Annotated in this window: 28 protein-coding genes; 10 read left to right on the top strand and 18 right to left on the bottom strand. The window is 68.4% G+C overall.

What is annotated here, in order from left to right; translation table 11 throughout:
- Positions 1–8: 8 nt before the first annotated feature.
- Both LRH25_RS26285 and LRH25_RS26290 read left to right on the top strand, forming a co-directional pair.
- On the top strand, positions 9–1085 hold the full coding sequence (locus LRH25_RS26285; protein ID WP_141287328.1) for an XdhC family protein: 1077 nt from the start codon (positions 9–11) through the stop codon (positions 1083–1085).
- Positions 1086–1358: 273 nt separating this feature from the next.
- Positions 1359–1814, top strand: coding sequence for a TerB family tellurite resistance protein (locus tag LRH25_RS26290; RefSeq protein ID WP_141287329.1), 456 nt, complete (start codon positions 1359–1361; stop codon positions 1812–1814).
- Positions 1815–1867: 53 nt separating this feature from the next.
- On the opposite strand, the gene LRH25_RS26295 is transcribed toward LRH25_RS26290, so the two are convergent.
- Positions 1868–2752, bottom strand: coding sequence for a LysR family transcriptional regulator (locus LRH25_RS26295; protein ID WP_141287330.1), 885 nt, complete (start codon positions 2750–2752; stop codon positions 1868–1870).
- A 172-nt stretch (positions 2753–2924) separates the two neighbouring features.
- Here LRH25_RS26295 and LRH25_RS26300 point away from each other — a divergent pair, with 172 nt between their 5' ends.
- Positions 2925–3884 (top strand): TerC family protein, encoded by a 960-nt coding sequence (locus LRH25_RS26300; RefSeq protein WP_141287331.1) that lies wholly within the window; start codon positions 2925–2927, stop codon positions 3882–3884.
- A 39-nt stretch (positions 3885–3923) separates the two neighbouring features.
- Here LRH25_RS26300 and LRH25_RS26305 read toward each other — a convergent pair whose 3' ends face one another.
- The 10 genes from LRH25_RS26305 to LRH25_RS26350 form a co-directional block, all read right to left on the bottom strand.
- Positions 3924–4925 carry a branched-chain amino acid ABC transporter permease gene (locus LRH25_RS26305; RefSeq protein WP_141287332.1) on the bottom strand — a complete coding sequence of 334 codons (1002 nt, stop codon included), beginning with the start codon at positions 4923–4925 and terminating at the stop codon, positions 3924–3926.
- 166 nt (positions 4926–5091) lie between these two features.
- Entirely contained in the window at positions 5092–5976 is an 885-nt protein-coding gene (locus LRH25_RS26310) for a branched-chain amino acid ABC transporter permease (RefSeq protein ID WP_141287333.1), read from the bottom strand.
- 195 nt (positions 5977–6171) lie between these two features.
- On the bottom strand, positions 6172–7374 hold the full coding sequence (locus LRH25_RS26315) for an ABC transporter substrate-binding protein (RefSeq protein WP_141287334.1): 1203 nt from the start codon (positions 7372–7374) through the stop codon (positions 6172–6174).
- A 38-nt stretch (positions 7375–7412) separates the two neighbouring features.
- On the bottom strand, positions 7413–8120 hold the full coding sequence (locus LRH25_RS26320; protein ID WP_141287335.1) for an ABC transporter ATP-binding protein: 708 nt from the start codon (positions 8118–8120) through the stop codon (positions 7413–7415).
- A gap of 1 nt (position 8121) precedes the next feature.
- Positions 8122–8889: an ABC transporter ATP-binding protein gene (locus LRH25_RS26325; protein ID WP_141287336.1), complete on the bottom strand. Its 768-nt coding sequence runs from the start codon at positions 8887–8889 to the stop codon at positions 8122–8124.
- Between the two features lie 129 nt (positions 8890–9018).
- Positions 9019–9348: a type II toxin-antitoxin system RelE/ParE family toxin gene (locus LRH25_RS26330; RefSeq protein ID WP_141287337.1), complete on the bottom strand. Its 330-nt coding sequence runs from the start codon at positions 9346–9348 to the stop codon at positions 9019–9021.
- 85 nt (positions 9349–9433) lie between these two features.
- Entirely contained in the window at positions 9434–9721 is a 288-nt protein-coding gene (locus LRH25_RS26335) for a YlcI/YnfO family protein (RefSeq protein WP_141287338.1), read from the bottom strand.
- 40 nt (positions 9722–9761) lie between these two features.
- Positions 9762–10205, bottom strand: coding sequence for a DUF6691 family protein (locus tag LRH25_RS26340; RefSeq protein WP_375142187.1), 444 nt, complete (start codon positions 10203–10205; stop codon positions 9762–9764).
- Positions 10202–10636 (bottom strand): YeeE/YedE family protein, encoded by a 435-nt coding sequence (locus tag LRH25_RS26345; protein ID WP_141291714.1) that lies wholly within the window; start codon positions 10634–10636, stop codon positions 10202–10204. Before LRH25_RS26345 ends, LRH25_RS26340 begins: the two co-directional genes overlap by 4 nt.
- 5 nt (positions 10637–10641) lie before the next feature.
- Positions 10642–10959, bottom strand: coding sequence for an ArsR/SmtB family transcription factor (locus LRH25_RS26350; protein ID WP_141291711.1), 318 nt, complete (start codon positions 10957–10959; stop codon positions 10642–10644).
- Positions 10960–11059: 100 nt separating this feature from the next.
- On the opposite strand from LRH25_RS26350, the gene LRH25_RS26355 reads away from it, so the two are divergent.
- Complete coding sequence (locus tag LRH25_RS26355; protein WP_231012837.1) at positions 11060–11938, top strand: MBL fold metallo-hydrolase; 879 nt, start codon at positions 11060–11062, stop codon at positions 11936–11938.
- A 12-nt stretch (positions 11939–11950) separates the two neighbouring features.
- On the opposite strand, the gene LRH25_RS26360 is transcribed toward LRH25_RS26355, so the two are convergent.
- The 4 genes from LRH25_RS26360 to LRH25_RS26375 form a co-directional block, all read right to left on the bottom strand.
- Complete coding sequence (locus LRH25_RS26360; protein ID WP_231012838.1) at positions 11951–12661, bottom strand: RES family NAD+ phosphorylase; 711 nt, start codon at positions 12659–12661, stop codon at positions 11951–11953.
- A complete protein-coding gene (locus tag LRH25_RS26365; protein ID WP_231012839.1) occupies positions 12661–13095 on the bottom strand; it encodes an MbcA/ParS/Xre antitoxin family protein in 435 nt (144 codons plus the stop codon). The genes LRH25_RS26360 and LRH25_RS26365 overlap by 1 nt, the downstream gene beginning before the upstream one ends.
- Positions 13096–13160: 65 nt before the next feature.
- The gene (locus LRH25_RS26370) at positions 13161–13421 is read right to left on the bottom strand and encodes an oxidoreductase-like domain-containing protein (protein ID WP_375142188.1); all 261 of its coding nucleotides are present in this window, start codon (positions 13419–13421) and stop codon (positions 13161–13163) included.
- Entirely contained in the window at positions 13418–15241 is a 1824-nt protein-coding gene (locus tag LRH25_RS26375) for a M14 family metallopeptidase (protein WP_231012840.1), read from the bottom strand. The genes LRH25_RS26370 and LRH25_RS26375 overlap by 4 nt, the downstream gene beginning before the upstream one ends.
- Positions 15242–15395: 154 nt before the next feature.
- Between LRH25_RS26375 and LRH25_RS26380 the strand changes: the two genes are divergently transcribed.
- Together LRH25_RS26380 and LRH25_RS26385 are read left to right on the top strand one after the other, a co-directional pair.
- On the top strand, positions 15396–16085 hold the full coding sequence (locus LRH25_RS26380; protein ID WP_141291268.1) for a hypothetical protein: 690 nt from the start codon (positions 15396–15398) through the stop codon (positions 16083–16085).
- A 13-nt stretch (positions 16086–16098) separates the two neighbouring features.
- Positions 16099–18906, top strand: coding sequence for an ATP-binding protein (locus tag LRH25_RS26385; RefSeq protein WP_231012841.1), 2808 nt, complete (start codon positions 16099–16101; stop codon positions 18904–18906).
- Here LRH25_RS26385 and LRH25_RS26390 read toward each other — a convergent pair whose 3' ends face one another.
- On the bottom strand, positions 18907–19254 hold the full coding sequence (locus LRH25_RS26390) for a darcynin family protein (RefSeq protein WP_141290949.1): 348 nt from the start codon (positions 19252–19254) through the stop codon (positions 18907–18909).
- A 140-nt stretch (positions 19255–19394) separates the two neighbouring features.
- Between LRH25_RS26390 and LRH25_RS26395 the strand changes: the two genes are divergently transcribed.
- Positions 19395–20021 carry a TetR/AcrR family transcriptional regulator gene (locus tag LRH25_RS26395; RefSeq protein ID WP_141290951.1) on the top strand — a complete coding sequence of 209 codons (627 nt, stop codon included), beginning with the start codon at positions 19395–19397 and terminating at the stop codon, positions 20019–20021.
- A gap of 30 nt (positions 20022–20051) precedes the next feature.
- Entirely contained in the window at positions 20052–21242 is a 1191-nt protein-coding gene (locus LRH25_RS26400) for an ROK family protein (protein ID WP_231012842.1), read from the top strand.
- Here the strand turns inward: LRH25_RS26400 and LRH25_RS26405 are convergent.
- Both LRH25_RS26405 and LRH25_RS26410 read right to left on the bottom strand, forming a co-directional pair.
- The gene (locus LRH25_RS26405) at positions 21239–21838 is read right to left on the bottom strand and encodes an RES family NAD+ phosphorylase (RefSeq protein WP_170200895.1); all 600 of its coding nucleotides are present in this window, start codon (positions 21836–21838) and stop codon (positions 21239–21241) included. The genes LRH25_RS26400 and LRH25_RS26405 overlap by 4 nt on opposite strands.
- Positions 21819–22454 carry a hypothetical protein gene (locus tag LRH25_RS26410; protein WP_231012843.1) on the bottom strand — a complete coding sequence of 212 codons (636 nt, stop codon included), beginning with the start codon at positions 22452–22454 and terminating at the stop codon, positions 21819–21821. Before LRH25_RS26410 ends, LRH25_RS26405 begins: the two co-directional genes overlap by 20 nt.
- A 285-nt stretch (positions 22455–22739) precedes the next feature.
- Between LRH25_RS26410 and LRH25_RS26415 the strand changes: the two genes are divergently transcribed.
- Positions 22740–24227 (top strand): sugar ABC transporter ATP-binding protein, encoded by a 1488-nt coding sequence (locus LRH25_RS26415; protein ID WP_141288060.1) that lies wholly within the window; start codon positions 22740–22742, stop codon positions 24225–24227.
- Position 24228: 1 nt separating this feature from the next.
- Positions 24229–25221: an ABC transporter permease gene (locus LRH25_RS26420; RefSeq protein ID WP_141288059.1), complete on the top strand. Its 993-nt coding sequence runs from the start codon at positions 24229–24231 to the stop codon at positions 25219–25221.
- The last annotated feature ends 26 nt before the right edge of the window (positions 25222–25247 follow it).

Consider the following 25247-nt stretch of genomic DNA (forward strand, 5'->3'; position numbering starts at 1 on the left):
GCCCTCCAGTGGAACCGCACAACACGACCGACGACCTCGACACGCTGGTGCTGCGCGGTGCGCTGCGCTGGCAGTCGGCCGGGCTGGCCGTGGTGCTGGTCACCGTGGCCAGAACCTGGGGTTCCTCGCCGCGTCCGCCCGGCTCGCTGATGGCCATCAACACGCGCGGCGAGACCGTCGGCTCGGTGTCAGGCGGCTGCATCGAGGACGACCTGGTTCAGCGCATCCGCGAAGGCGGGGTGCAGGCCGCATGCGCCAGCAACGTTCCCGCCGTTCTGCGCTACGGCATCTCGGCCGACCAGGCCCACCGCTTCGGCCTGCCCTGCGGCGGCACCGTGGAGCTGGTGCTGGAGCCGGTCACCGCCCGAAGCCGGCTGGCCGAACTGCTGCAGGCCTGCGAGCAGCGCCAGGGCACCGAGCGCGTGCTGGACCTGCAGACCGGCGAGGTGACGCTGCGCGAAGGCCAGCGCGACAGCCTGCCCCGGCTGGACGAACAGCAGCTCATCACCTGCTTTGGCCCGAAAGCGCGGCTCATCCTGATCGGCGCAGGCGACCTGTCCCGCTACATGAGCCAGATCGCGCTGACCGTGGGCTTCGAGGTCATCGTCTGCGACCCGCGCGAGGAGCAGCGCGCCAGCTGGCACCTGAGTGGCATGACAAGCGGCGTGACCCTCAGCCACGAAATGCCGGACGACCTGGTGCTGCGTCTCAAGCCCGACGCCCGCACCGCCGTCGTCGCCCTGACCCACGACCCCAAGCTCGACGACCTGGCCCTGATCGACGCGCTGCAGTCCCAGGCCTTCTACGTCGGCGCCATCGGCTCGCGCCGCAACAGCAGCCAGCGCCGCGAACGCATGCGCGAACACTTCGACCTGCCAGACGCCGCTCTCGACAGCCTGCACGGCCCCGCCGGCCTCTACATCGGCAGCAAAACCCCCGCCGAAATCGCCCTGTCCATCATGGCCGAGGTGGTGGCCGCCAAGAACGGCGTGCTGCTGCCCAAGGTGTCTGCCGAGGAACCACAGGCGGCGCTGCCGGTGGCCCAGGGCAAGCGGCAGCACGAGGATTTGCCGCACGCGGGTTGATGCGGGTCTCGCAGCCGCCCAGCGGCAGACCAGGTATCGCTTCAGCGAGGCCGCTCTGCGGGACACGACCAGCAAGAGGCCAACGCAGTCACGCTCCCGGGTTCTGGGTTCGGCCGAAGCTGCCATTCCAAACCTTCACCGCTGGTTTTCTCGAACACTCACTGCGACTGAACCTGCTTGTCGCCAGGGCGCCCCGGCTCGACAGTTGAACCAAGCTGGCACGGCACTTCGGGCCGCCGGCTCCTGCAACTCTCAGTCCCAGGAGGACATCCCATGCGCTCCCTGCCCCGCAACAGTCCCCAAGCCGCCGCTCGCCTGGTGGCGCTGGTGATCATCTCCGACGGTCACGCCTGCCGCTCGGAGTTTGATGGCCTGGCCGCGCTTCACGCGGAGCGCCGGCTGGGCTTGGCCCCAGGCGCACTGCCCATGGTGCTGCACCAGCTCTGCGAAGACTTGCTGGCCCACGCGCCCGGCAGCGCCGGCTTGGCGCAGGCCGTGGATGAAACCATGCTGCAGGCCCTGCTCGACGAGGTGGACGATCCGGCGCTGCAGCGCTTGGTATTCGAGCTGTCCATGGCCGCCACCCGTGCCGACGGCCATGCGGCCGAGGGTGAACTGTCGGTGCTGGGCTCGATGATCGTGCGCTGGGGCCTGTTCGAAGCGAGCGAGGCGCAGTCGAAGCAGCAGTTGGTCGCCCGGGCCGAGCACCTGGCCCAGGCGCCGGCCTGAGCGCGCGCCACGGGCGCAGCAGCCGCCCACAGGCGCCTGCGTCCACGGGATGGTCAGCCACGCGCCGCTGCAATGACCTGCTTCACCAGCGGGTGATGCAGGCCGCGGCGCGTTCGGATGGCGTGCACCTCTTCGAACACCTCAGGGGCGTCACCCAGCCACTTCAGACCGGGTGTTGCGGCCAGGTCGGCCGCGCCGGCGGCGCTGACCGGGAACACGCCCAAGCCACGTGCCGCGAACAGCGCCAGCAAGGCGCTGTCCTCGAACTCGCCCACCACCTGGGGCACCAGCCCATGGGCGTCAAACCACTGGGCCAGCCGCAGCCGCAACGGCGAATGCGCCGTGGGCAACAGCACTGGCAAATCACCCAGGCACCGGGGAAAGCCGGCCACCTCGCGCCGGCCCACCAGGTGAGCCGGCCCGTACCACTGGACAGGTGAAGACAGCAGGCGCTCGCTGGACAGCCTCAAGTTCGGGTTGGCAGGCGCGGCCTGGCCGGCCAGCACCAGGTCCAGATGGTGCAGCGCCAACTCGGCCAGCAACTGGTCTTGCTCGCCCTCGTGACAGATCAGGCGCAGCTGCGGCTCGGCCAACACCGGCGCCAACAATGCATGCGCGGCCAACTTGGAGATGCCATCGACCAGGCCCACCGCCAGGCGCTGCACCGGTGCGGTGGCAGCGGCCCGCACGTCGTCAACCATGCGCTGGCCAATCTGGAAGATCTCTTCGGCACGCGCGAAGGCGGCCTGCCCAGCTTCGGTGAGCACCACGCCACGGCCCGCGGGCTTGAGCAGTTGGTGGCCGAAGGATTTTTCGAGCTCGCGCACCTGCGCGCTGATGGTCTGCACCGCCATGTCCAGGCGCTCGGCAGCGCGCGTGAAGCCACCTTCCTTGGTGACCAGCCAGAAGTAGTACAGATGGCGGTAGTTCAGGGTCATGGGGGCGACCATTCGGCTTCAGGGCAAGGAGGCCACGGTATCTGGTTTTTTCGATGATTCACAGCGTTTTGATCGATAACAGCATCGACCTCCGTTGCGCAGAATGCGAATCGTCGGTCTTGCCGCAGGCCTGTGCTGGCCTCCCCTCCGTCTTCATTGCCAAGGAATGTCCGTGGACACCATTGCACCAACCTGGTTGTGGGTCTTCTTCATCGCCACCGTGCTGGTGGCTTTGTTCATCGATTTCGTGGTGCTGCGCAAGCAAGGCGCGCACGAGGTGTCCGTGCGGGAAGCGCTGCGCTGGTCCATCGTCTGGGTGGTGGCCAGCCTCGCCTTCAACGCGCTGTTCTGGTGGGCGGTGGCGCAGTCGCACGGTCAAGCGACGGCCAACGCCCGCGCTCTGGAGTTCCTGACGGGCTACCTGATCGAGAAGAGCCTGGCCGTCGACAACATCTTCGTGTTCCTGATGATCTTCACCTACTTCGCGGTGCCGCCGGCCTACCAGAAGCGAGTGCTGATGATCGGTATCGTCGGCGCCATCGTGCTGCGCAGCGTCATGATCCTCGCAGGCGCCTGGCTCATCACTCAGTTCCACTGGGTGCTGTACCTGTTCGGCGCGTTTCTGCTGATCACCGGCATCAAGATGTGGTGGGCGGCCGGCAAAGAGCCCAACCTGGCGGACAACCCCGCCCTCAAGCTGCTCAAGCGCTTGATTCCCGTGAGCCAGGGCTTCGATGGCGAGAAGTTCTTCACCCTGGAGAACAGCCGCCGTCTGGCCACGCCGCTGCTGCTGGTGGTGGCCCTGGTGGGCATCACCGACGTGATCTTCGCGGTCGACTCGATTCCGGCGATCTTCGCCATCACGACCGACCCGTTCATCGTGCTCACGTCGAACATCTTCGCCATCCTGGGCTTGCGGGCGATGTACTTCCTGCTGCAGGCGATGGCCAGCAAATTCCACCTGCTCAGCTACGGTCTGGCAGTGGTGCTGGGCTTCATCGGCAGCAAGATGATGCTGATCGATGTGGTGGAGATTCCGGTGTGGGTGTCGCTGGGCGTGGTCGTGGCCGTGCTTGGCGCCACCATGTGGCTATCCCTGCGAGCAGCGCCAAGGCGGCCGCAAGAGGCCTGAGAAGCTTTGGCGAGCAGAGCGGTTGACGCAGGCGCAGCGTCAGGCTTTGAGGTCCTTCGCCCTGCGCCGTTGCTGCCAAGCCAGCAGCTCGCCCACGAAGCCGCGGCGGAAGGCCACGACGCAGACCACGAAGGTGGCGCCGATGATGACAGTGACCCAGGAGCCGACGCGGTCGGCGAGCATGTCCTGCAGGCCGATCACGGTGATGGCGCCGAGGACCGGGCCGGCGAAGGTGCCCATGCCACCGAGCAAGGTCATCAGGATGACTTCGCCGGAGAGGCTCCAGTGCACGTCGGACAGTGTGGCGAAGCCCAGCACCAGGGTCTTGAGCGAACCGGCCAGGCCGGCCAGCGCACTGGACAGCACGAAGGCGAGCAGCTTGTAGCGGTCCACGTCGTAGCCCAGCGAGATGGCGCGAGGTTCGTTCTCGCGGATGGCCTTGAGCACCTGGCCGTAGGGCGAGTGCACCACGCGCAGCACGAACAGGAAGACGGCGACGAAGACGGCCAGCACGAAGAAGTACATCACCAGGTCATTGCCCAGCGGCAGCAAGCCCAGCAGCTTGCCGCGTGGCACGCCTTGCAGCCCGTCTTCGCCGCCGGTGAACGGCGCCTGCAGGCAGACGAAATAGACCATCTGCGCCATGGCCAGCGTGATCATCGCGAAGTAGATGCCTTGGCGGCGGATGGCGATCAGCCCGACCAGCAGGCCAATGCCGGCGCCCACCGCCATGCCGGCGAGGATGCCCAACTCGGGCGGCCAGCCGGCGCTGGTCACCAGCCAGCCGGTGGCGTAGGCCGCGCTGCCCAGGTAGGCGGCATGGCCGAAGGACAGCAGGCCAGTGAAGCCCAGCAGCAGGTTGAAGGCGCAGGCGAAGATCGCGAAGCACATGGCCTTCATCATGAAGACCGGATACAGGCCGATGAACGGCGCGATGGCCAGCAACAGCAGGCCCAGGCCCCAGGCCAGGCGCGCGGGCGTCCAGCGGGAGATCTCGTGAGAGAAGGTCCTGCTGCGGGTGGTGGGAATTTTGGCTTGCATCAGAGGCTGAGAGTTTTTCGGGCGTGCCAGAGCAGCGCGCCAGAAGGTTTCCGATCTAGGCGCAAAGCACAGCCATGGTTCAGGCCATGGCGAGCATTTGCAACGACGAGCGGGAGACTTATGGTGTGATGAGCGGGCATGTTCGAAAGACTCTCAGCCTCTTGGCTCACTTCTCTTTGCCGAACAGGCCGGCCGGGCGGATCATCAGCATGATGGCCATGATCACGAACACGACGATGTTCGAGGCCTCCGGATAAAACACCTTGGTCAGCCCCTCGACCAGGCCCAGCAGCAGCCCTGTGAGGATGGCGCCCATGATGGAGCCCATGCCGCCGATCACCACCACCGCGAAGACGACGATGATCAGGTTGCTGCCCATCAGCGGGGTGATCTGGATCACCGGCGCGGCCAGCACGCCGGCCACAGCCGCAAGGCCTGCGCCGGCCGCGTAGGTCAGCGCCACCATCATCGGCACGTTGACGCCGAAAGCCTGCACCAGCGCCGGGTTCTCGGTGCCGGCGCGCAGGTAGGCGCCGAGCCGGGTGCGCTCGATGATGAACCAGGTGCCCAGGCAGATGATGAGCGAGGCCAGCACCACGAAGGCGCGGTAGTTCGGCAGCACCATGAAGCCGAGGTTGGTCGCGCCGCGCAGCAATTCAGGTACCGCATATTGCTGGCCCGAAACGCCGAACTGGTCGCGGAACACGCCTTCGGCGATCAGCGCCAGGCCGAAGGTCAGCAGCAGGCCGTAGATCGGGTCGATCTTGTAGAGCCGCTTGAGCAGCGTGCGCTCGATCACCAGGCCGATGGCGCCAACGACGATGGGCGCCAGGATCAGCGCCCACCAGAAGCCGATCTGGAACTTCTCCATCAGCAGCCACGCCACGTACGCGCCCATCATGTAGAGCGCGCCGTGGGCGAAGTTGACGATGCCCAGCAGGCCGAAGATGACCGCCAGGCCCAGGCTGAGCACGGCATAGAACGAGCCGTTGACCAGCCCGAGCAGCAACTGCCCCAGAAAGGCCTGCAGGGGAACTCCAAAAATTTCCATCGACTTCTCGCGTGGCTCAGGCCGCGTTAACCAAGCGGGCGCCGCGGATCCGGCTCTGCCGGTCCGCTGGTGCCGCCCCTCGGACGAACCCCCCAGACCTGCCACGCAGCGGCAGGCCCCCCAAGGGGGTCGAATCGACTTGGGAACGGCCCATCATCGATTCGAGGGGGAGCGGCGCAGCCGCTCGGGGGTGGGTCACTTCCACAGTGCGCACTTGGACTCGGCCTTGGTGGTGAACGCCTGATCGCCCTTGATGGTCTCGACCACGTTGTAGTAGTCCCAGGGCTCGACCGACTTGTCCGGCGTCTTGACCTGCATCAGGTACATGTCGTGCACCATGCGGCCGTCCGGGCGAATGGTGCCGCCCTTGGCGAAGACGTCGTTGATGGGGGTCTTGCGCAGCTGGGTCAGCACCTTGTCGCCGTCGTCCGAGCCGGTGGCCTTGACGGCGGCCAGGTAGTTGCTCGCGACCGAGTAGTCGGCCGCCTGCAGCGACGAGGGCATGCGCTTGATCTTCTCGAAGAACTTGCGGCTCCAGGCGCGCGTCTCGGCGTCCTTGTTCCAGTACCAGCTGTCGGTCAGGTACATGCCCTGGGTCATCTTCAGGCCCAGCGAGTGGATGTCGTTGATGAAGACCAGCAGGCCGGCCAGCTTCATCGTGCTGGTGACACCGAATTCGTTGGCGGCCTTGATCGCGTTGATGGTATCGCCACCGGCATTCGCCAGGCCCAGGATCTGCGCCTTGCTGCCTTGCGCCTGCAGCAGGAAGGACGAGAAGTCACTGGCCGACAGCGGGTGCTTGACCGAGCCGACGACCGAGCCGCCTGCGGCCTTCACGACGTTGCTGGTGTCGTTCTGCAGCGCGGCGCCAAAGGCGTAGTCGGCCGTCAGGAAGTACCAGCTCTTGCCGCCCGCGCGCACCACGGCGCCGCCGGTGCCCTTGGCCAGCGCCATCGTGTCGTAGGCCCAGTGCACGGTGTAGGGCGTGCACTGTTCATTGGTCAGCGCCGAGGTGCCGGCGCCCACCGCGATGAACGGTTTCTTCTTCTCGGCCGCCACCTTGGCCATGGCCAGGCTGGTGCCCGAGTTGGTGCCGCCGATCAGCAGGTCCACGCCCTGCTGGTCGAACCACTCGCGGGCCTTGGCGCCGGCCACGTCGGCCTTGTTCTGGTGGTCGGCCACCAGCAGCTCGACCTTCTTGCCGGCCACCGCACCGCCGGCTTCAGCAATCGCCATGCGGATGGCCTCGGCGCCAGCGGGGCCGTCAATGTCGGAGTACAGGCCCGACATGTCGGTGATGAAGCCGATCTTGATCACGTCGCCCGACACCTGGGCCTGTGCGGCGCCCAGTGCAAAGAGCGAAGCGGCTGCGGCAGTGATGGCTTTGATTTTCTTCATCTTGGTCTCCTGTAACTCCATGGGAACTGAATGCGTTCTTAGACGCCGAGGTATTCGTGCAGGCGTTCGAGGCGCGAGGGCAGTTCGGCCTGCGTGAAGGACTGGATCACCTGGCCGTGTTCCATGACCATGAAACGGTCGGCCAGCGGGGCGGCGAAGCGGAAGTTCTGCTCCACCATCACGATGGTGTAGCCCTGGCGGCGCAGCGAGGTGACCATCTCGGCCAGCTTCTGCACGATGACCGGCGCCAGGCCTTCGGAAATTTCGTCGAGCAGCAGCAGCTTGGCGCCGGTGCGCAGGATGCGCGCGACCGCCAGCATCTGCTGCTCTCCGCCCGACAGCCGCGTGCCCTGGCTGCCGGCGCGCTCCTTCAGGTTCGGGAACATTTCGTAGATCTGCGGCACGCTCATGCCACCCTCTGCCAAGGTGGGCGGCAGCATCAGGTTCTCTTCGGTCGACAGGCTGGAGAAGATGCCGCGCTCCTCCGGGCAGTAGCCCACGCCCAGCCGCGCGATGCGGTGCGTGGCCATGCCCATGGTCTCGATGCCCTTGACCTTGATCGAGCCCTTGCGGCTGCCGATCAAACCCATGATGGCGCGCAGCGTGCTCGTGCGGCCGGCGCCATTGCGGCCCAGCAGCGTGACGACCTCGCCTTCATCGACGTGGAAGTCCACGCCATGCAGCACATGCGACTCGCCGTACCAGCCTTGCAGGCCGCGGATTTCGAGGAAGGGCGTCTTGCTCATCTCAGTGCGCGCCCACGAGTTCGGTCTGGGTCGAGCCCATGTAGGCCTCGATCACCGCCGGATTCTTCGAGACGACCTCGTACGGCCCCTCGGCCAGCGTGGCGCCCCGCTGCAGCACCGTGATCGTGTCGGCAATGCTGGAGACCACGCTCATGTTGTGCTCGACCATCAGCACCGTGCGGTCCGCCGCAACCTTCTTGATCAGCGCGCGGATGCGGTCCACGTCTTCCAGGCCCATGCCCTGCGTGGGCTCGTCCAGCAGCATCAGCTTGGGCGCCATGGCGAGCGTGGTGGCAATCTCCAGCGCGCGCTTGCGGCCGTAGCTCAGCTCCACCGCCTCCAGCGCCGCAAAGCGCTCCAGGTCGACCTCGCGCAGCAGGTGCATCGCGCGGTCATTCAGGTCAGCCAGCGAATGCTCGGAGCGCCAGAAGTGGTACGAGGTGGACAACTGGCGCTGCAGCGCCACTCGCACGTTTTCCAGCACGGTGAGGTGCGGGAAGACGGCCGAGATCTGGAACGAACGGATCACGCCGCGGCGCGCGATGCGCACCGGGCTTTCCTTGGTGATGTCCTCGCCGTCGAACAGGATCGTGCCCGAGGTGGGCGCGAGGAACTTGGTCAAAAGGTTGAAGCAGGTGGTCTTGCCGGCGCCGTTCGGGCCGATCAATGCATGAATGCTGCCGCGACGAACCTTCAGGTCCACCTTGTTGACGGCGACAAAGCCTTTGAATTCTTTGGTGAGCTGGCGCGTTTCCAGAATGCAATCCACGGATGCCTCTCTCCTGCCGGTGCTTCTCTTGTAGAGGCCGCAGGTTATGCAACTTGGATGCAAGTTGTAAGACGCGAGATTACGCAAGGGTTGCCCCGCATCGGGACAACCCGCGCGACCCCGTTGGGCTCAGTGATAGTCGTCTTCGAGCTGGTGCCGCACCGCCACCACCAACACGCTCGCGGCGTCCTCGATGTCGAAAAGCACCACGTAGCCGGCATGTGCGAATGAGATCACCAGCTCCCGCAAGAACGGGTCGCGGTCCGCCTTGCGGCAGGTGAACGGAGAGGATTTCAGCGTCTCAATGCCTGCCCTGATGGCCGACAGTGCCCGCTCGGCCAGTGCCAGGTCGCCACCCTCGCCTTCCAGCTCGCGCGCCAGTTCACGTTCGAGCACGAAATCGAACAGGCGCCCGAGGTCCGCCTCGGCCTCGCGCGTCAGGCGAACGGTGAAGGTCATGAGGGAACGCCGGGCCGTCCCAAGTTTTCTCGTCCCCCTTGCATGTTGTTCTGGGGCCTGACGCGAGGCGGCAGGTCTGGGGCACTCATTTGCCGGTCTTGGCTACCTTGGCCTTGGCGCGCGCCGCGTCGAGCTTGCGTTGCAGCCCCTCCAGCACCACATCGGCCGCGACGTAATCGCCGGTGCGGTGCGCTTCGTCGCGCGAGCGCAGGCCGCGGGCGATGAACTCGGACTGCAGGCGGCGGCGCTCCACGCTCGCGCGCAGCGCCGCTTCGACAAACTCGGTCAAGCTCTCGCCCTTTCCCAGCACCGCCTCGACTTCGGCTCGGAATTCGGGCTCGACACGGACGGAGGGAATGGTGGCGGTCTTCATGTCCCGCAATGTATCGCAAATGCGCGGCACGCCATAGGCTTCATGGACGCCGTCGCCTTTCCAGCCATTCGAACAAACCCATACCGCCCAACATCGCCAGCACGAACAGCGCCGCAGGCCCGCTGCCCGCGCCCAGCGCCACCAGCGCCGGCCCCGGGCACAGGCCCGCCAGGCCCCAGCCCACGCCGAACAGCAGGCTGCCCAGCACCAAGCGACGGTCGATCTGGCGCGCTTCTGGCAAGCGCATGGGCTCGCCCAGCAGGCTGGCCTGCTGCCCGGCCTGGCGGCGCTTGGCCCAGGCGAACGTGGGCAGGCCCACGGCGATGGCGCCGCCCATCACCAGCGCCAGCGAAGGGTCCCAGGCGCCCAGCAGGTCCAGGAAGCCCAGCACCTTGGCCGGCTGCACCATGCCGGAGACGATCAAGCCCAGGCCGAAGACCAGGCCCGATGCCAGTGCGGCCAACAGGATGCGGATGCGGTTCACAGCACACCTCCATGCCGCACCAGCGCGACGGTGACGAAGCCCGCGGCCATGAACACCAGCGTGGCCACCAGCGAGCGGCCCGAGAGCCGCGACAGCCCGCAGACGCCATGGCCACTGGTGCAGCCCGCACCGTAGCGCGTGCCCACGCCCACCAGCAAGCCGGCCACGATGAGCAGCCCGCTGGAGGCCTCGATCTTCAATGGCGGCATTGCCCCCGCCGCACGTACCAGCCAGGGCGCAAGCAACAACCCGATCAGGAAAGCCAGCCGCCAGCGGCTCTCTCCCGGCGACGGGCGCAAGAGCCCGCCGAGGATGCCGCTGATGCCGGCCACGCGGCCCAGCAGCAAGGCCATGGCCGCAGCGGCCAGGCCGATCAGGGCGCCACCGGCCAGCGCGGGCCAGGGCGTGAAGGAGGACCAGTCGATGTGCATGAGGCTTACTCCTTGGGACAGTAGAGGCGGTACATCACCGCCAGGATTTCCAGCAACCGCGCATCGGCCACCTGGTAATGGATGCGCTTGCCATCGCGCCGCGTGCTGACCACGCCTTCTGCGCGCAACACACCCAGCTGCTGCGACAGCGTGGGCTGGCGAATGCCCAGCCGCGCTTCGAGTTCACTCACGCTGCGCTCGCCCTGCGACAGCTCGCACAGCAGCAGCAGGCGGTCTTCATTGCCCAGCACCTTCAGGGCAGCCACGGCTTCGGCCGCGGCGCCTCGCAGGCGCTGGGGATCGATGCGGGACACGACAGACATCACGAACTCACCCGGGTTTGAGCCAGCGCAAACCCCTGCGCCGGTATTCATTATGTATTTGAATATATCATTGTTTTGTAAATTGTCATGGAGACACCGCATGTCCAAGTCCGCATCGCCCGTCGTGCAAGCCTTCTTCGATCCGGCCACGGCCACCGTCTCGTACGTGGTGCACGACCCGGCCACCCGCCGCGCCGCCGTGGTCGACCCGGTGCTGGACTTCGACGCCAAGTCCGGCCGCACCGGCACGCACTCGGCACAGGCACTGGTGGACTGGGTGCAGGCGCAGGCGCTGCAGGTGGACTGGATCCTGGAAACCCATGCGCATGCCGACCACCTCTCGGCCGCGCCCTGGGTGCGGGCACAGGTGGGCGGACGCATTGCCATCGGCGCGGCCATCCGCCGCGTGCAGGCCGCATTTGCGCCGCTGTTCAACCTGGGGCCGGACTTCCACCCGGACGGCCGCGACTTCGACCACCTGTTCGAGGACGACGAGGTTTTCGCAGTGGGCGAACTGACCGCCCGCGCGCTGGCCGTGCCGGGCCACACGCCGGCTGACATCGCCTTCCAGATCGGCGACGCGGTGTTCGTTGGCGACACCTTGTTCATGCCCGACGTGGGCACCGCGCGAGCCGACTTTCCCGGCGGTGATGCGACCCAGCTCTACCGCTCCATCCAGCGGCTGCTGGCCTTGCCGGCCGAGACCCGCCTGTTCGTCTGCCACGACTACCCGCCGGCCGGCCGCGAACCGCGCTGGCAGACCAACGTGGCCGAGCAGCGGGCGCACAACCTGCACGTGGGCGGCGGCCGCAGCGAGGCCGAGTTCGTCGCGCTGCGCCAGGCCCGGGACGCCACGCTGGAGGTGCCGGTGCTGATCCTGCCGTCACTGCAGGTCAACATCCGCGCCGGCCAACTGCCCGCACCGGCGGCCAACGGCCTGCGCTACCTGCAGCTGCCGCTGGACGCGTTGGGCGGCTGAAGCACCAGGGCCTCAATCCTTCGCCAGCGGCGCCAGGCTACGCAGCTCGGACTTACGGTACCAGCTCGCAATGCGCTCGCCGTCCCATTGCAGCGCAATGTGCGGCCCCTGGCGCACCGGCAGCGCCAGCGCCTTGGGGCGCAGCAGCGCCACGCAGCTGCCGCCTTCGAAGCGCACGCTGCGGTAGGCCAGGCCCCAGCTGCCTTCGGCGCGCAGCCGCCGCGCCAAGGCCTGCGAGGCGGTGTAGCTGTCGGGGTCGTGCACGGCACCAAAGGCCGCCGAACGCAGGTCGTGCAGCGGCTGCACCACGTCGGCCACGTAGCAGCGCAGGTCCAGCTCCACCGCCGGCTCCTGCGTCGCCTGCAGGAAGCGCGTGCGGTGGTGGCAGACCTCGGCAACCGCGGCGTCCAGCGAGTCGGCCGCGTAGTAGGCGCCCCAGCTGCCGTCGGAGAAGCGGCTGCCGCCCGGGTTCAGGTGGCAGAACGCGGCCATCACAGGCGTGCTGCCGTCGCCGCTCACCCGGTCTTCCGGCGCCACCTGCTGGATGTCGCCCACTTCCTGGCGCAGCCGCGGGTTAGTCAGCGCCTGCACCGCAAACACCGCGTCCAGTTCCTCGGGCCTGGCCACTCGGTCGAACAGGCTGACCGGCGGGAAGCGGCTGGGAATCAGCCGGTAGCAGGGGTTCCAGCCCAGCGCGGCCAGGACCGGATAGCCAGCCTCCATCACGAGAAGTCTCCGCCGCGTTGCGCGTCCAGGTACTGCGCCACCAGCATCAGGTCCCCCACCTGGCCGGCCAGCAGGCGCTGCAGCGCGGTGCCGCCGCCAAACAAGGGCGCGCTGTTGGGCTTCTTCAGCCAGGCCCGCGCGCGCTCGGGCACTGGCAGCAGGATTTCCAGCGCCGAGTAGATGCGCAGCAGGTAGCTCAGCCGCTCCAGCACCACCGCGTCCAACCCGGTCTTCACGCGGCCGGCCTTCCAGGCGAACAGCGTCGTTTTGCCCACGCCCAGCAGCACCTGCTCCTCGGCCGGGCTCAAGCCCCATTCGGCCGAGATGCGGAAGAACACCGCCAGCACCGCGGCCGCGGTGGCGGGTGAATCGACGGCCGGCAAGGCGGACGGGGATTCGGCGAGCGAGACGGCGTTGGGTTTGGCAGGCATGGCGCTCAGGGGCAACAGCAATGGGCGCAGCTTAGTTCAAAATAGAACCATTATGCAAATATGGTTCATTTATGAACCGACGCAGATGCACCCGCCAGCAGCGCCAGCGCTTGTTCCTGCCAATACCCCGCCGCGGCGTAGAAGCCTTCCCACACGCAGCCATTGCAGCCGCGGCCGCAGCAGGTCTGCGGCTCGGCCGGCGGTGCGCGCAGCGCCAGGCCGCGCGCCGCCAGCGCCTGCTGCAGCTGAGCAAAGACTTGCGCCGTGCGCTCACGCTCGACCAGCGGCGCGGCCAGCTCGGCCGCACTGAGCGGCGGCAGCGTCACAGCTTCGCGGCCGGCGGCGGCTGGTCCACGCGCAGCACCGGGTACAGGCCGTAACGCTCGTCCCAACTGCTGTGGCGGCGGTAGAAGAAGTCCAGCCGGGCCTGCGGGCTGGCGGCAAAGGCCGGGTCGTTGGCCAGCTTCTGCTGGAAGGCCTGGGCCAGCGCCGGGTCCGCCGCGAGTTGCGCGCGGGCGACCTCCTCGGCCACATAGGGCTCCATGTATTCCTTGTGCTCGAAGGCGTTGTTGAACACGCCCCAGCCCAGCAGCCCGTCCGGCGCCTGCGGTTCCAGCAGCGCGATGGCCAGCCGCGCGGCAGGCTGCGCAATGGGCACGAACAGCGAGCCCGGCGGCAGGCTGCGCGCCTCGCTGCGCCTGGCGCCCGGCGCACTCAGCCGCTGGCGGCCTTCGCTGGAGGTGGCCTCGAACTTCGGCTGCTCGCTGCGCCAGGTGCTGGTGGGCGCTTCGGCCCAGCCGGCAGGCAGGCGCTGGTAACGCACGCCATGCAGGTCCAGCCAACGCGCCACCGTGGCCGCCCAGGCGGCCGGCACCAGGTAGCCCGCGCCAGGTGCATTGACCACGGTTTTTGGCAACACCTCGTCGTACAGCGGCAGCTGCCAGACCTCGGGCTTGTTCTCGTCGTAGCGCGTCATCAGCGCACCGCTGATGTCCGACGGCGTGCGCGTGTAGGCATAGCCGCGGAACGGCACGATGCGCGCCTTGTCGGTGGCCGCGTAGTCCAGGGGCACAGGCTGGCCGGCGAGCTTCGCCGCCCGTTCGTCCGCCTCGTGCGCGATCTTCAACCAGGCCTGACCATGCTCGGCGATGCGGGCCAGCACCGATACGATGGTGTTGCGCATCACCCGCACCCGCGTCGGGTAGTCCTTCCACGAATGGGTCTCGACCAGCATCGCCAGCCGGTTGCGCAGCAGGAAATAGCCAGTGGAAAACCGCGGTGGCGAGACGCTGTCGCGCACGCCGGAGGCCGGGTCGTCCTCCACCTCGAAGCTGGGATAAAACGGTAGCGGCAGCGAGCCCTGCTGCGCCAGGTCGGCGATCACGCCGTCGCGCCAGGCGCGGCCCACGCTGCGCAGCGCCTCGTCGCCGGCGTTGACCGGCTCGACCATCACCGCCACGTCGTGCTCGAACTTCGCGCCGTCGGTCACGTGCAGGTCCACCGTGGCCAGCGGGTCCCAGTCGCGCACCAGGCCCAGCATGGCCTGCATCTCCGGCGCGTCGGCCTTCAGGTAGTCGCGGTTCAGGTTGTGGTTCTGGCCGGTGGTGCGCCAGCCCATTTCCTCCGGGCCGCGCTGGTTGGGTCGGTTCCAGGCGCCGAAGCGCTCGTGGCCATCGATGTTGAAGACCGGCACGAACAGCCACACCGCATGCTTCAACGCGCCCGGCGCGGCCTGCCCGTCCAGCACCTCGCGCAGCACCTGGAAGCCGGCGTCCTTGCCGTCGATCTCGCCGGCATGGATGCCGCTCTGGATCAGCACCACCGGCAGCCCGCGCTGGCGCGCTGCCTCGGGCGTCAGCGCACCGCTTTGCGAGATGGCCAGCGCCAGCATCGGCCGGCCTTCGGGCGTCTGGCCGAAGCGGATGCAGCGTACCGCCTTGGGCTGCGCCTGCTGCCAGGCCGCGCACAGGCGCTCGACCTCTTCGTAGCGCCCGGTGCGCAGGTAGCCGCTCTGCTCGGCCAGCGTGGGCTTGGGCCAGCTGGTTGCTGCGCCAGCCGGCAACACGGCCGCCACCAGCCCGGCTGCCGCGGCCAGGCGGTGCAGGGAACAAAAGGGCAGGAAGCGCCAGGGAAACGAACGGGGCATGGGAGGCAACGGGAAGTGGCGACGCGCCAGATTGTTGACCAGGGACAGCCAGCGCTGCGCAAAGCCACGGCCGCGCCGTTTTGCTCTGGTACGCTTTTGGTGACACCCCCATGCACAGCGGCGCACCCACAGCCCGCGCGAGGAGACCGACCCGATGTTCCTGACCCGCAGACGCCTGACCCTGGGCGCCGCTGCCTGCCTGGGCACCGGCCTGAGCGCCCTCGCCGGCTGCGCAGGCGACCCGCCCAAGCCAGCAGCCACCCCGGCACCGCCGCCCGACAGCGGCACCAGCGTCGTGCGCTACACCGAGACCATCTCTTCACTGCTGATCTCGCAGGACCGCAAGAACATCGTCGTCATCGGCAGCGGCTACCACTACATCTTCGACGCACCGCCCGGCCTGCTGGCCCTGCTCGCCTCGCCGCTGCATGCGCGCAGCAAGGGCAATCTGTCCAGCTTCCGGGTCGACGCCAAGGGCAAGATCCGCGGCCACTACACGCTGCAGATCGACAACCTGATCACCCCCTCCGAGCAGGACGCCGCGCGCAGCATGGGCTTCATTCGCGGCGCAGACCCGGCCAACCCCGAAGCCCATGTGCTGCGCGGCGAACTGGTCGGCCAGCGCTACCTGCAAAGCACGCTGGTCAGCGCCCGCGCCACCGAGAAGCTGAACCAGCGCTACGTGATCGAGGTGACGGCCGAACAGTCCACCGGCGACCGCGTGGCCGGCGCGCTGTCCACCCCGGTCACCGTGGCGACCGACGGCGTGCTGCTGCTCTACACCATCGTGCTGTCGCCCATCGTCGTGCCGCTGGTGGTGCTGACGCGCGAAAAGAAGAACTGACGGCCTTGTCCCAGTGTCCCCGCCGCCGGTGCCCCTCTCGCCAGCCTTGCCCGCCGCGCGCTGGCAGGTGCGGCTGCTGGGCGAGCTGTCGCTGCAGGACGGCCAGCGCACGCTGACCCGGCTGCCCAGCCGCGCGGCGGCGGCGCTGCTCGCTCGGCTCGCGCTGTGGCCCGAGCGGGCGCATGCGCGAGAGGAACTGGTCGAGTTGCTCTGGCCGGGCGTGGCGCTGGACGTGGGACGCAACAGGCTGCGGCAGACGCTGTCGGTGCTCAAGCAGCTGCTGGAAGCTGGCGGCGGGACTGTGATCCTTACCGAGCGCCAGCACCTGCGCGCAGCGCCCGGCGCGTTCGCTTGCGACGCCTTGCAGTTCGAGGCCGACTGCCGCGCCGGCCGCTTCGAGGCCGCACGTGCGCTGTACCGCGGAGAGCTGCTCCCCGGCTTCTACGACGACTGGGTGGACGACGAGCGCATGCGCCTGGCCGCACTGGCCGAGGCCTTGCCGGAAGCAAGGCTTGCGGCCCCGGTGCCCACCGGTCCCGCGCCCTTGCCTGCACCCTGGACCCCCGCGCTGCCGCTCTATCTCACCCCTGCCTTCGGCATGGCCGCTGCACGCGAGCGGCTGCGCCAGGCCTTGCGCCGGCAGCGCCTGGTCAGCATCGTCGGCCCCGGTGGCAGCGGCAAGACGCGACTGGCAGTGGAAGGCGCGCGTGAACTGGCCGAGGCAGGTGGCGACTGGCCCGGCTGGCTGCTGTTCGTGCCCATGGTGCAGTGTTTCGATGCAGCCCAGCTGGTGGACAGGCTGCTGATCACGCTACAGCTGGACAGCCATGCCGCCGAACCGCTTGAGCAAGTGCGCCAGGCCCTCGCCGGGCGCACCACGCTGCTGGTGCTGGACAACCTGGAGCAGGTCGCGCAGCCGGCCGCCGAGCTGGTGACCGAGCTGCTGGCCACGCTGCCGACGCTGCGCATCGTCACCACCACGCGCCAGGTGCTGGGCGTGGACGGCGAGCAGCTGCTGGCCGTCGAGCCGCTGCCTTTGCCCGCCGCGGGAGACAGCGCCGAGCAGATGGTCGCCAACCCCGCCGTGGCCTTGTTCGTGGACCGCGCCCGCGAACGCCGCAGCGACTTCCACCTGAACCCGCAGAACGCCGCGGCCATTGGCGAGCTGGTGCGGCTGCTCGAAGGCCACCCGCTGGCCATCGAGCTGGCAGCCGCGCGGGTGCGCAGCACGCCGCCGACCCAGTGGGTGCAACTGCTGGACAGTGCCCGCACGCAGGTCGCACTCGGCCGCGCCAGCAGCGACACGCTGGCCCTGCTGGCGCGCGCCGGCCCACGCGGTGCGGCCGACACCCGCCATGCCTCGATGCTGCAAGTCATCGCCTGGAGCTGGCGCCTGCTGGACGACGGCCAGCGCAGCCTGCTGGCCGCGCTGGCGGTGTTCGACGGCGGCTGCGACGCGGCGGCAGCACGCGCCGTGGCCGAACCTGAAGCCTCGCCGGCCCGTGTGCAGCAGACGCTGGACGAGCTGGTCGCCAGCTCGCTGATCGTCATGCACGAAGCACCCGGCGACGCCGCGCGCCCGCCGCGTTTTACACCCTACGAAGCTGTGCGCGAATACGCCGCGGCGCAGTTCGACGACGCCCAGCGTACCGCTTGGCGCAGCCGCCACCGCCAGTGGCTGTGCCACCTGCCCACGCTGGACGGGCCCACGCCTGACCTGGCCCGGCTGCGCCACGAACTGCCCAACCTGCTGCTGGCCCTGGCCAGCGCCGTGCACGACGTGCAGGCAGCAGAGGCCTGGGCCATCGTCTGGGCCCACCGTGCGGCGCTGACCGACCTGACGCTGCCCGCCACCGGCCTGGCCACACTGGAAGCTGCGCTGCAGGCCACGCCCGAACCCGCACTGCGCCTGCTGGGCCACGCGGTGCTCGCCGCGCACGGCTTCGAGGCCGGACTGCACGTGGCCGCACTCGCGCATGCGGACGCGGCGCTGGCACTGATCGGCACACCCGCCCAGGTCGCGCAAGCGCCCGAACTGCCCGCAGACCTCGTCGACCAACGCCCCGAGCCGCTGCCCGCCTGGGCTGTCGGTTGGGCGCTGCGGGTGCGCATGCGAGTGGGCCAGCCCATGGCCGAGGACGACGCCTGGCTGCTGGCGGCGCTGCAATCCGCCGAGGCGGTGAAGGCCGATTCATTGCACGCCCGGCTGCTGGGTCTGCAGGCCTCGCTGATCATGCGCAACCGCAATGACCATGCCGGTGCAGAACCGCTGCGCCGCCGCGTGCTGGCGCTGTGGACCGGCAGCGGCAACCGGCTGCGCGCCAACGAAGGCCGCATCGCGCTGGCCATCAACCTGGGCTTCCAGCGCCGCGTGGCCGAGCAACTGGTGCTGCTCGGCGAAGTGGAGGCCGAGGCGCGCGCGCTCGGCCAGTCGCGCCTGCTGTGCTTCACGCTCAGCGTGCGCGGCTATTGCCTGGGCGACCTGCGCCGCCACGCCGAAGCGCTGCAGGCCTTCCATGCCTGCCTGGAAGAAGCAGTCAAAGCGTTGGCCTGGCGCGAGCTGTTCTACGGCCTGTGGAACCTGCCACGCGCGCTGGCCCACCTGCGGCAGCCCGAACGCGCCGCCACCGTGATGGGTTTCGCGCAGGCATTTTTCGCCGAACGTTTTGGCGTGCTGGGCCCGGAAGACACCCGCGAAGCCCGCCGAACGCGCTGGCTGATCGCGCTGCAGATCGGCTGGCCGGCCACCGAAGCCGCTTGGCGCGCCGGTGCGGCCATGTCGCTGACGCAGGTGCTGGCGCTGGCGCTCAGCAAAGGCTGATCAGGCCCAGGCCTGGCCGCCGTTCCATTCGTATTCGCGCCAGTCGTCCGGCACGCTGGGAATCACGTCCAGCACGTCGAAATGGGCCTCGGAAAGGAAGGGATTGGCGCGCAGCGTGTCCGCTGCGGCGCGGTATTCCGGCAGGTCGGTGGTGTGCCACACCAGCACGTCCGAACAACGGCCATGGAAGGCGCCGGCGTTGAAGAAGCGCAGCCGCACCGAGGGGAAGCGGTTGTAGATCTCGGCCATCGCGTCGTCAGCAAGCGCATGCCGTTGCTCGGCCTCCAGCGCCAGCCAGCGGGTCGTGGCCTTCAGCAGCATGAACAAGGTGTAGGGGCGGGCGGGCATGTCAGGTCCAGTGCGGGGTCGTTCACGTTCGCACCCGGCGCAGCCGTCAATCGTGTTGACGCCACCCCGGGCACAGGCCCACACTATGCGAGTTCCTGCTCGTATTTCCAACTCGCATTTCTCGCCCACCAAGTCCGTCGATGAAAACCGCCGTTTCCCCACGCAAGGCGCCGCGCCAGGCGCGCTCTCAGGCCACCGTCACGGCCATCCTGGACGCCGCGGCTCGCGTTTTGGTCGAACGCGGCTACGCCGCCGCCAACACCAACCTGGTGGCCGAACGCGCCGGTGTCAGCGTCGGCTCGCTGTACCAGTACTTCCCGAACAAGGACGCGCTGATCACCGCGCTGCACGACCGGCATTCGCGCCAGATGGACGAGGTCATGGACCGCGCTTTCGCGCTGTCGCAAGACCTGCCGTTCGACGAAGCGCTGCAGCTCATCATCGAAGGCGTGGTCGAGGCCCATCGCGTGGAAGCCGGGCTGCACCGCGTGCTGGAAACCCAGCTGGCCGGGCTGGACATGCTCAGCAGCCACGAGGAAACCGAGGCCCGCATTGCCGAGCAGATGGGCTGCCTGCTCGCGCGCTACCCGGACCAGGTCCGCGTGCCCAACCTGCGCCTGGCGGTCTACATGCTGATGCACGCGCTGCACGCGCTGGTGCACGCGGTGGTCGCCACCCGGCCCAGCGGCGTCTCGCTGAAAACCGCCACACAGGAAATCGTCCGCATGACGCGGCTGTACCTCAGCTCGCCACCCACCGGCGGCTGAACGGAGGCCGCTGGCTATCATCGGCGCCCGATGCAACGCTGGCAGCTCTCCCGCAACGAAACCGCGCTGCTCGACCACATCTTCTGGTCGAGCGGGCTGTCGCGTGACGCGCTGTCCGGTCAGGCCTCGTTTTCGAAGAGCCGCACCAACGCGGCGGTCGCCGGGCTGCTGGCCCAGGGCGTGATCGAGACGACCGAGGAGCAGGTTGCCACCGGCGGGCGGCGGGCACAGACGCTGCGGCTGAGCCGCCGGCTGGGCGTGCTGATCTCGATCGCGATGGGCGCCACCGGCGTGGAGGTCGGCGTGCTGGCGCCGGACCTGACGCTGCTGGCCCACCACAGCGAGCCGGCCAATGTGCGCGACGGCCCTGCCCTGCTGCTGGCCCGCATCCGTGCGCTGATGAAGCATCTGCTGCAGCAATGCGGCGCCAAGGCGGCGGATGTGATCGCGATCGGCATTGGCGTGCCGGGGCCGGTGGACTTCGGGCTGGGCCAGTTGGTGAACGCACCGCTGATGCCCGAGTGGGACGGCTACCCGATCCGCGAGGACCTGAAGGCGGACTTCAGCGCGCCGGTGTTCGTCGACAACGACGTCAACGTGATGGCGCTGGGCGAGCTGTGGCGGCTGGGCCGCTCGCTGCCGAACTTCCTGGTGGTGAAGGTCGGCACAGGCGTGGGCTGCGGCATCGTCTGCCACGGTCAGGTCTACCGCGGCGCCAACGGCTCGGCTGGCGACGTGGGCCACATCTGCGTGGACCCGAACGGCCCGCGTTGCCATTGCGGCAACCTGGGCTGCGTCGAAACCATGGCCGCCGGGCCGGCGATGGTGCGCGCCGCCACCGAGGCGGCGGAAGCCGGCAAGAGCCCGCCGCTGACCAAGGCCCTGGAAAGCGGCAAGCCGCTGCGCCTGCAGGACGTGGCGCTGGCCAGCCGCGCGGGCGACGCCGCGGCCCATGCCATCGTGCAGCGCTCCGGCGCGCTGATCGGCCAGATGCTGGCCTCGGTGGTCAACTTCTACAACCCGTCACACGTCTTCATCGGCGGCGGCATCCAGCGCATCGGCCCGCTGTTCCTTGCCGCGGTGCGCCAAAGCGTCTACCACCGCTCACTGGCCCTCTCCACGCGCCACCTGGAAATCCAGTACACGCCGCTGGGCGAGCGCGCCGGCTTGATTGGCGCAGCGGCGCTGGCGATGCAGGAGACGCTTCGGCTGCCGGGTTAGATCGCCACGACGCGGAATTCGTTGCAAAGACTGTCGAGCAACTTGCCAGTGAGTTTTCGGCTGCGCAGCTTGGTGACACCGCTGCGCTCGAACAAGGCCACCGCGAACCCGCCGTTGTGCTGGCGAGAGACGTAGCGAATGCCATCCCACTTCGGGCCGGCCTCATGAATGGCCTTGGCCCATGCCATGGGCAGGGCGTAATCGCTGCCGGCGCTGATGTCGTTGTTGAGGCCCAGCCTCTTCAGAGGCTTGCCGGTGAGATCGGCCAGCACCAGGGTCGACCTCGCCGGCCGATGCAGTTGCACGACGTGCCGTGAAGTGAGGTCAGTCAGCGGTATTTCGTAGTGGCCGTTGCGGAACCACGCGCATTCGTGGATCACGGATTCACAAAACGCCACCGACACATCGTCGGCCGCGTAGCAACTGCCAAAGCTCTGTGATGCATCCGCCGGTGGGCCGTCGAACCGGTAGCGGCCACACGACCAGAAGGGCTCGGTTTTCGGAAACCGGGACAGCCGAAGCAGCGACTCGGCCGGCACCAGCGCCGCTTCGAGCAGGTGCTCGAAAGAACCCGGCTCAGGCAACCTCAACGCCATCGCGCTTGGGGTGAGCCTCTTCCGCCCACGACCGGGCCAACTGCACGACGCGTGCGAGCTGCGCGGCGTCATTCGTCGCCGTCAGCGCCTGCAGCACCGTCTTGCCACCAAGCCCACCGTGAGGACGCTTCCAGAAGACCAGCTTTTCAGTGGGCGACAGGCCGCTCAGCGCCTGAGCAACAGCGCCCACTGCGTGACGGTCAAGGTCCAGGAACTCGCGAGGGTAGTAGCGCTGGCGTTTGACCAGGATGGCGAACACTTCGCCTCGGTCCGCCGCCGGACCCAACGCCTGCGGCGTCAAGCCCCAATGGTCAGCCAGCAGCTTGGCCGGCACAACCTCACCCGATTGGACCCATTCCACCTTGGCCGCCTCGCCGCGCGCCACGGCGGCGGCGAGTCCGGTCGCCGTGGCCGGCGCATCGTTGGCTGCAGGGCGAGGTGAAGCGCTCCTGCCCTGCCGGCGCTGCACCTTGCCAACCGGCAGGACGATGCCCTGACGCCGCATTTCGGAAACCAGCAGGCCCAGCGTGCCCTTGAGCTCGGAAACCGTGTGCTCAAGCTGCTCGATGCGCTGGTGAGCCTGGGAGGACAGGTGTCTCATGTCGGAATTGGCCATCTGGAAAGTCTAGCAGCGCGGCGAAAACGACGCAAACAGCGAAATTAGCGAAATCGACGCAAACAGCGAAAGGCGTCACCCGGCCGAGCCAGCAAAAGATCAAGTTCGACCCAATTTAGGTCTAATTTCGATCTTGCTGGGCCGAAGCTGGGCTCCTAGCATCGGTTCCATGAGGAAACGCCGGGCCGCCCCAAGTTCCTCACCCCCTCTGGGGGCCTGACGCCTTGCGGCAGGTTTGGGGCCCCATGAAAAAAGCGCCGGCTTCCGACCGGCGCGAGGAGACCCATGCTGGCGCTTTCGTTTCAGGACGTCGTCAAGGCGTTTGGCCCGGTGCAGGTGCTGCACGGGGTCAGCTTTTCGCTGGACGCGGGGCGCATCTACGGCCTGCTGGGCGAAAACGGCGCTGGCAAGTCAACGCTGATGAAGATTGCCTCGGGCTACGAGGCGGCAACGAGCGGCCAGCTGTGCCTGGACGGGCAGCCGGTGCGCTTTGCGAACTCGCGGGACGCCGAGGCCGCCGGCATCGTGCTGATCCACCAGGAATTCAACCTGGCCGAGGACCTGACGATTGCGCAGAACATCTTCCTCGGCCACGAGAAGAAAAAGCGCGGCGGCTGGCTGGACGACGCAGCGATGCGGCGCGAGGCCGCAGCGGTGCTGCAGCGCGTGGGCCTGGACCGCGACCCGGACACCCGGCTGCGTCAGCTGATCGTGGCCGAGAAACAGCTGGTCGAGATAGCCAAGGCGCTGGCGCGCAACGCCCGCCTGCTGATCATGGACGAACCCACCGCGACGCTGACGCCCGGCGAGACCGAGCGCCTGTTCGCGCTGATGGCCCAGCTCAAGGCCGGCGGCACCACCATCCTCTACATCTCGCACAAGCTCGACGAGGTGGAGCGCATCACCGACGAGGTCGTCGTGATGCGCGACGGGCGCTTCATCACCCGCGCCGCCACCCGCAGCTTGAGCCGCGCGCAGATGGCCAACCTGATGGTGGGCCGCGAACTGTCGGACCTGTTCCCGGCCAAGCAGCTGCCGCCGACTGATGCGCCGGTGCGGCTGCGCGTGCAGGACCTCAGCGTGCCCGGCTGGGCCGAGCAGGCCAGCTTCGAGGTGCGGGCCGGCGAGATCCTGGGTTTCGCCGGGCTGGTCGGCGCCGGCCGCACCGAGCTGTTCGAGGGCCTGCTGGGCTTGCGCAGCAGCAGCGCCGGGCGCGTGGAGATCGACGGCCAGGCCGTCGCCCTGCGCAGCCCGCGCGAGGCCGCCGACCTGGGCCTCACCTACCTCAGCGAAGACCGCAAGGGCAAGGGCCTGCACGTGGCCATGGGCCTGACCGAGAACCTGACGCTGATGAACCTGCGCCAGTACGCCAAGCCCTGGCTGCGCAAGGACCAGGAGCGCCAGGCGCTGGGCGATGCAGTGCGCGAGTTCGGCATCCGCACCGGCTCGCTGTCGCTGCGCGCTTCGTCGCTGTCTGGCGGCAACCAGCAGAAGCTGGCGCTGGCCAAGGTGCTGCAGCCCGGCCCCAAGGTCGTCGTGCTGGACGAGCCGACGCGCGGCGTGGACGTGGGCGCCAAGCGCGACCTCTATGTGCTGATCCACCGGCTCGCCGCGCAGGGCTGCGGCGTGATCGTCATCTCGTCCGAACTGATCGAGCTGATCGGCCTGTGCCACCGCGTGGCGGTGATGCGGGCCGGCCGGCTCACCACCACCCTGCAGGCGGATCGCCTGAGCGAAGAGGCCTTGATCGCCCATGCAACCGGCACGCACTGAAATGACCCCGAGCAGCGCCCCGGCAAGCGACTGGCGCACCCACTGGCACCGGCTGCGAAGCATCGGCCCGGTGCTGGGCCTGGTGCTGCTGTGCATTGCCGGCACGCTGCTGAACAGCGAGTTCGCCTCGCTGGACAACGCGATGAACGTGCTGACCCGCACCGCCTTCATCGGCATCATCGCGGTGGGCATGTGCTTCGTCATCATCTCGGGCGGCATCGACCTGTCGGTCGGCTCGATGGCCGCGCTGATCGCCGGCTGCATGATCCTGCTGATGAACGCGCTGGCCGCCAAAGGCTGGTCGCCGCTGGCCAGCGTGGGCGCCGGCATGGTGTTCGCGGTCGTGCTGGGCGCAGGCTTCGGGCTGGCGCACGGGCTGCTGATCACCCGCGGCCGCATCGAGCCCTTCATCGTCACGCTGGGCACGCTGGGCATCTTCCGCGCCTACCTGACCTACTTCGCCGACGGCGGCGCCATCACGCTGGACAACGCGCTGTCCGACGTCTACAGCCCTGTCTACTACGCCAGCTGGCTGGGCGTGCCCATCCCCGTCTGGGTTTTCGGCGTGGTCGCGGTCATCGGCAGCCTGATCCTGAACCACAGCGCCTTCGGCCGCTACGTGCAGGCCATCGGCTCGAACGAGCAGGTGGCGCGCTACGCGGCGGTGAACGTGGACCGCATCAAGGTGCTGACCTACATGCTGCTGGGCGTGTGCGTGGGCATGGCCACGCTGCTGTACGTGCCGCGGCTGGGCTCGGCCTCGCCCACCACCGGCCTGCTGTGGGAGCTGGAAGCGATTGCCGCGGTCATCGTCGGCGGCACCGCGCTGCGCGGCGGTGCCGGCAGCGTGGTCGGCACCGTGATCGGCGCGGTGCTGCTCTCGGTGATCGGCAACATCCTGAACCTGACCAACATCATCAGCGTGTACCTGAATGCCGCCGTGCAGGGCTTCGTGATCATCGCCGTCGCGTTCACGCAGCGGCGCCGGCCGTAGACACACAGGCACCTCTTTCTCGTTCC

This window comes from Ideonella azotifigens (genome assembly GCF_021043325.1).
Classification (GTDB): Bacteria; Pseudomonadota; Gammaproteobacteria; order Burkholderiales; family Burkholderiaceae_C; genus Ideonella; species Ideonella azotifigens.

What these genes read in the sequence shown, in the direction of transcription:
- LRH25_RS26290 (WP_141287329.1), top strand. Translation starts at nt 1,359, where the DNA reads ATGCGCTCCCTGCCCCGCAACAGTCCCCAAGCCGCCGCTCGCCTGGTG.
- LRH25_RS26295 (WP_141287330.1), bottom strand. Translation starts at nt 2,752, where the DNA reads ATGACCCTGAACTACCGCCATCTGTACTACTTCTGGCTGGTCACCAAG.
- LRH25_RS26305 (WP_141287332.1), bottom strand. Translation starts at nt 4,925, where the DNA reads ATGCAAGCCAAAATTCCCACCACCCGCAGCAGGACCTTCTCTCACGAG.
- LRH25_RS26310 (WP_141287333.1), bottom strand. Translation starts at nt 5,976, where the DNA reads ATGGAAATTTTTGGAGTTCCCCTGCAGGCCTTTCTGGGGCAGTTGCTG.
- LRH25_RS26315 (WP_141287334.1), bottom strand. Translation starts at nt 7,374, where the DNA reads ATGAAGAAAATCAAAGCCATCACTGCCGCAGCCGCTTCGCTCTTTGCA.
- LRH25_RS26320 (WP_141287335.1), bottom strand. Translation starts at nt 8,120, where the DNA reads ATGAGCAAGACGCCCTTCCTCGAAATCCGCGGCCTGCAAGGCTGGTAC.
- LRH25_RS26330 (WP_141287337.1), bottom strand. Translation starts at nt 9,348, where the DNA reads ATGACCTTCACCGTTCGCCTGACGCGCGAGGCCGAGGCGGACCTCGGG.
- LRH25_RS26335 (WP_141287338.1), bottom strand. Translation starts at nt 9,721, where the DNA reads ATGAAGACCGCCACCATTCCCTCCGTCCGTGTCGAGCCCGAATTCCGA.
- LRH25_RS26345 (WP_141291714.1), bottom strand. Translation starts at nt 10,636, where the DNA reads ATGCACATCGACTGGTCCTCCTTCACGCCCTGGCCCGCGCTGGCCGGT.
- LRH25_RS26350 (WP_141291711.1), bottom strand. Translation starts at nt 10,959, where the DNA reads ATGTCTGTCGTGTCCCGCATCGATCCCCAGCGCCTGCGAGGCGCCGCG.
- LRH25_RS26355 (WP_231012837.1), top strand. Translation starts at nt 11,060, where the DNA reads ATGTCCAAGTCCGCATCGCCCGTCGTGCAAGCCTTCTTCGATCCGGCC.
- LRH25_RS26360 (WP_231012838.1), bottom strand. Translation starts at nt 12,661, where the DNA reads ATGGAGGCTGGCTATCCGGTCCTGGCCGCGCTGGGCTGGAACCCCTGC.
- LRH25_RS26365 (WP_231012839.1), bottom strand. Translation starts at nt 13,095, where the DNA reads ATGCCTGCCAAACCCAACGCCGTCTCGCTCGCCGAATCCCCGTCCGCC.
- LRH25_RS26375 (WP_231012840.1), bottom strand. Translation starts at nt 15,241, where the DNA reads ATGCCCCGTTCGTTTCCCTGGCGCTTCCTGCCCTTTTGTTCCCTGCAC.
- LRH25_RS26380 (WP_141291268.1), top strand. Translation starts at nt 15,396, where the DNA reads ATGTTCCTGACCCGCAGACGCCTGACCCTGGGCGCCGCTGCCTGCCTG.
- LRH25_RS26390 (WP_141290949.1), bottom strand. Translation starts at nt 19,254, where the DNA reads ATGCCCGCCCGCCCCTACACCTTGTTCATGCTGCTGAAGGCCACGACC.
- LRH25_RS26395 (WP_141290951.1), top strand. Translation starts at nt 19,395, where the DNA reads ATGAAAACCGCCGTTTCCCCACGCAAGGCGCCGCGCCAGGCGCGCTCT.
- LRH25_RS26400 (WP_231012842.1), top strand. Translation starts at nt 20,052, where the DNA reads ATGCAACGCTGGCAGCTCTCCCGCAACGAAACCGCGCTGCTCGACCAC.
- LRH25_RS26405 (WP_170200895.1), bottom strand. Translation starts at nt 21,838, where the DNA reads ATGGCGTTGAGGTTGCCTGAGCCGGGTTCTTTCGAGCACCTGCTCGAA.
- LRH25_RS26410 (WP_231012843.1), bottom strand. Translation starts at nt 22,454, where the DNA reads ATGGCCAATTCCGACATGAGACACCTGTCCTCCCAGGCTCACCAGCGC.
- LRH25_RS26415 (WP_141288060.1), top strand. Translation starts at nt 22,740, where the DNA reads ATGCTGGCGCTTTCGTTTCAGGACGTCGTCAAGGCGTTTGGCCCGGTG.
- LRH25_RS26420 (WP_141288059.1), top strand. Translation starts at nt 24,229, where the DNA reads ATGACCCCGAGCAGCGCCCCGGCAAGCGACTGGCGCACCCACTGGCAC.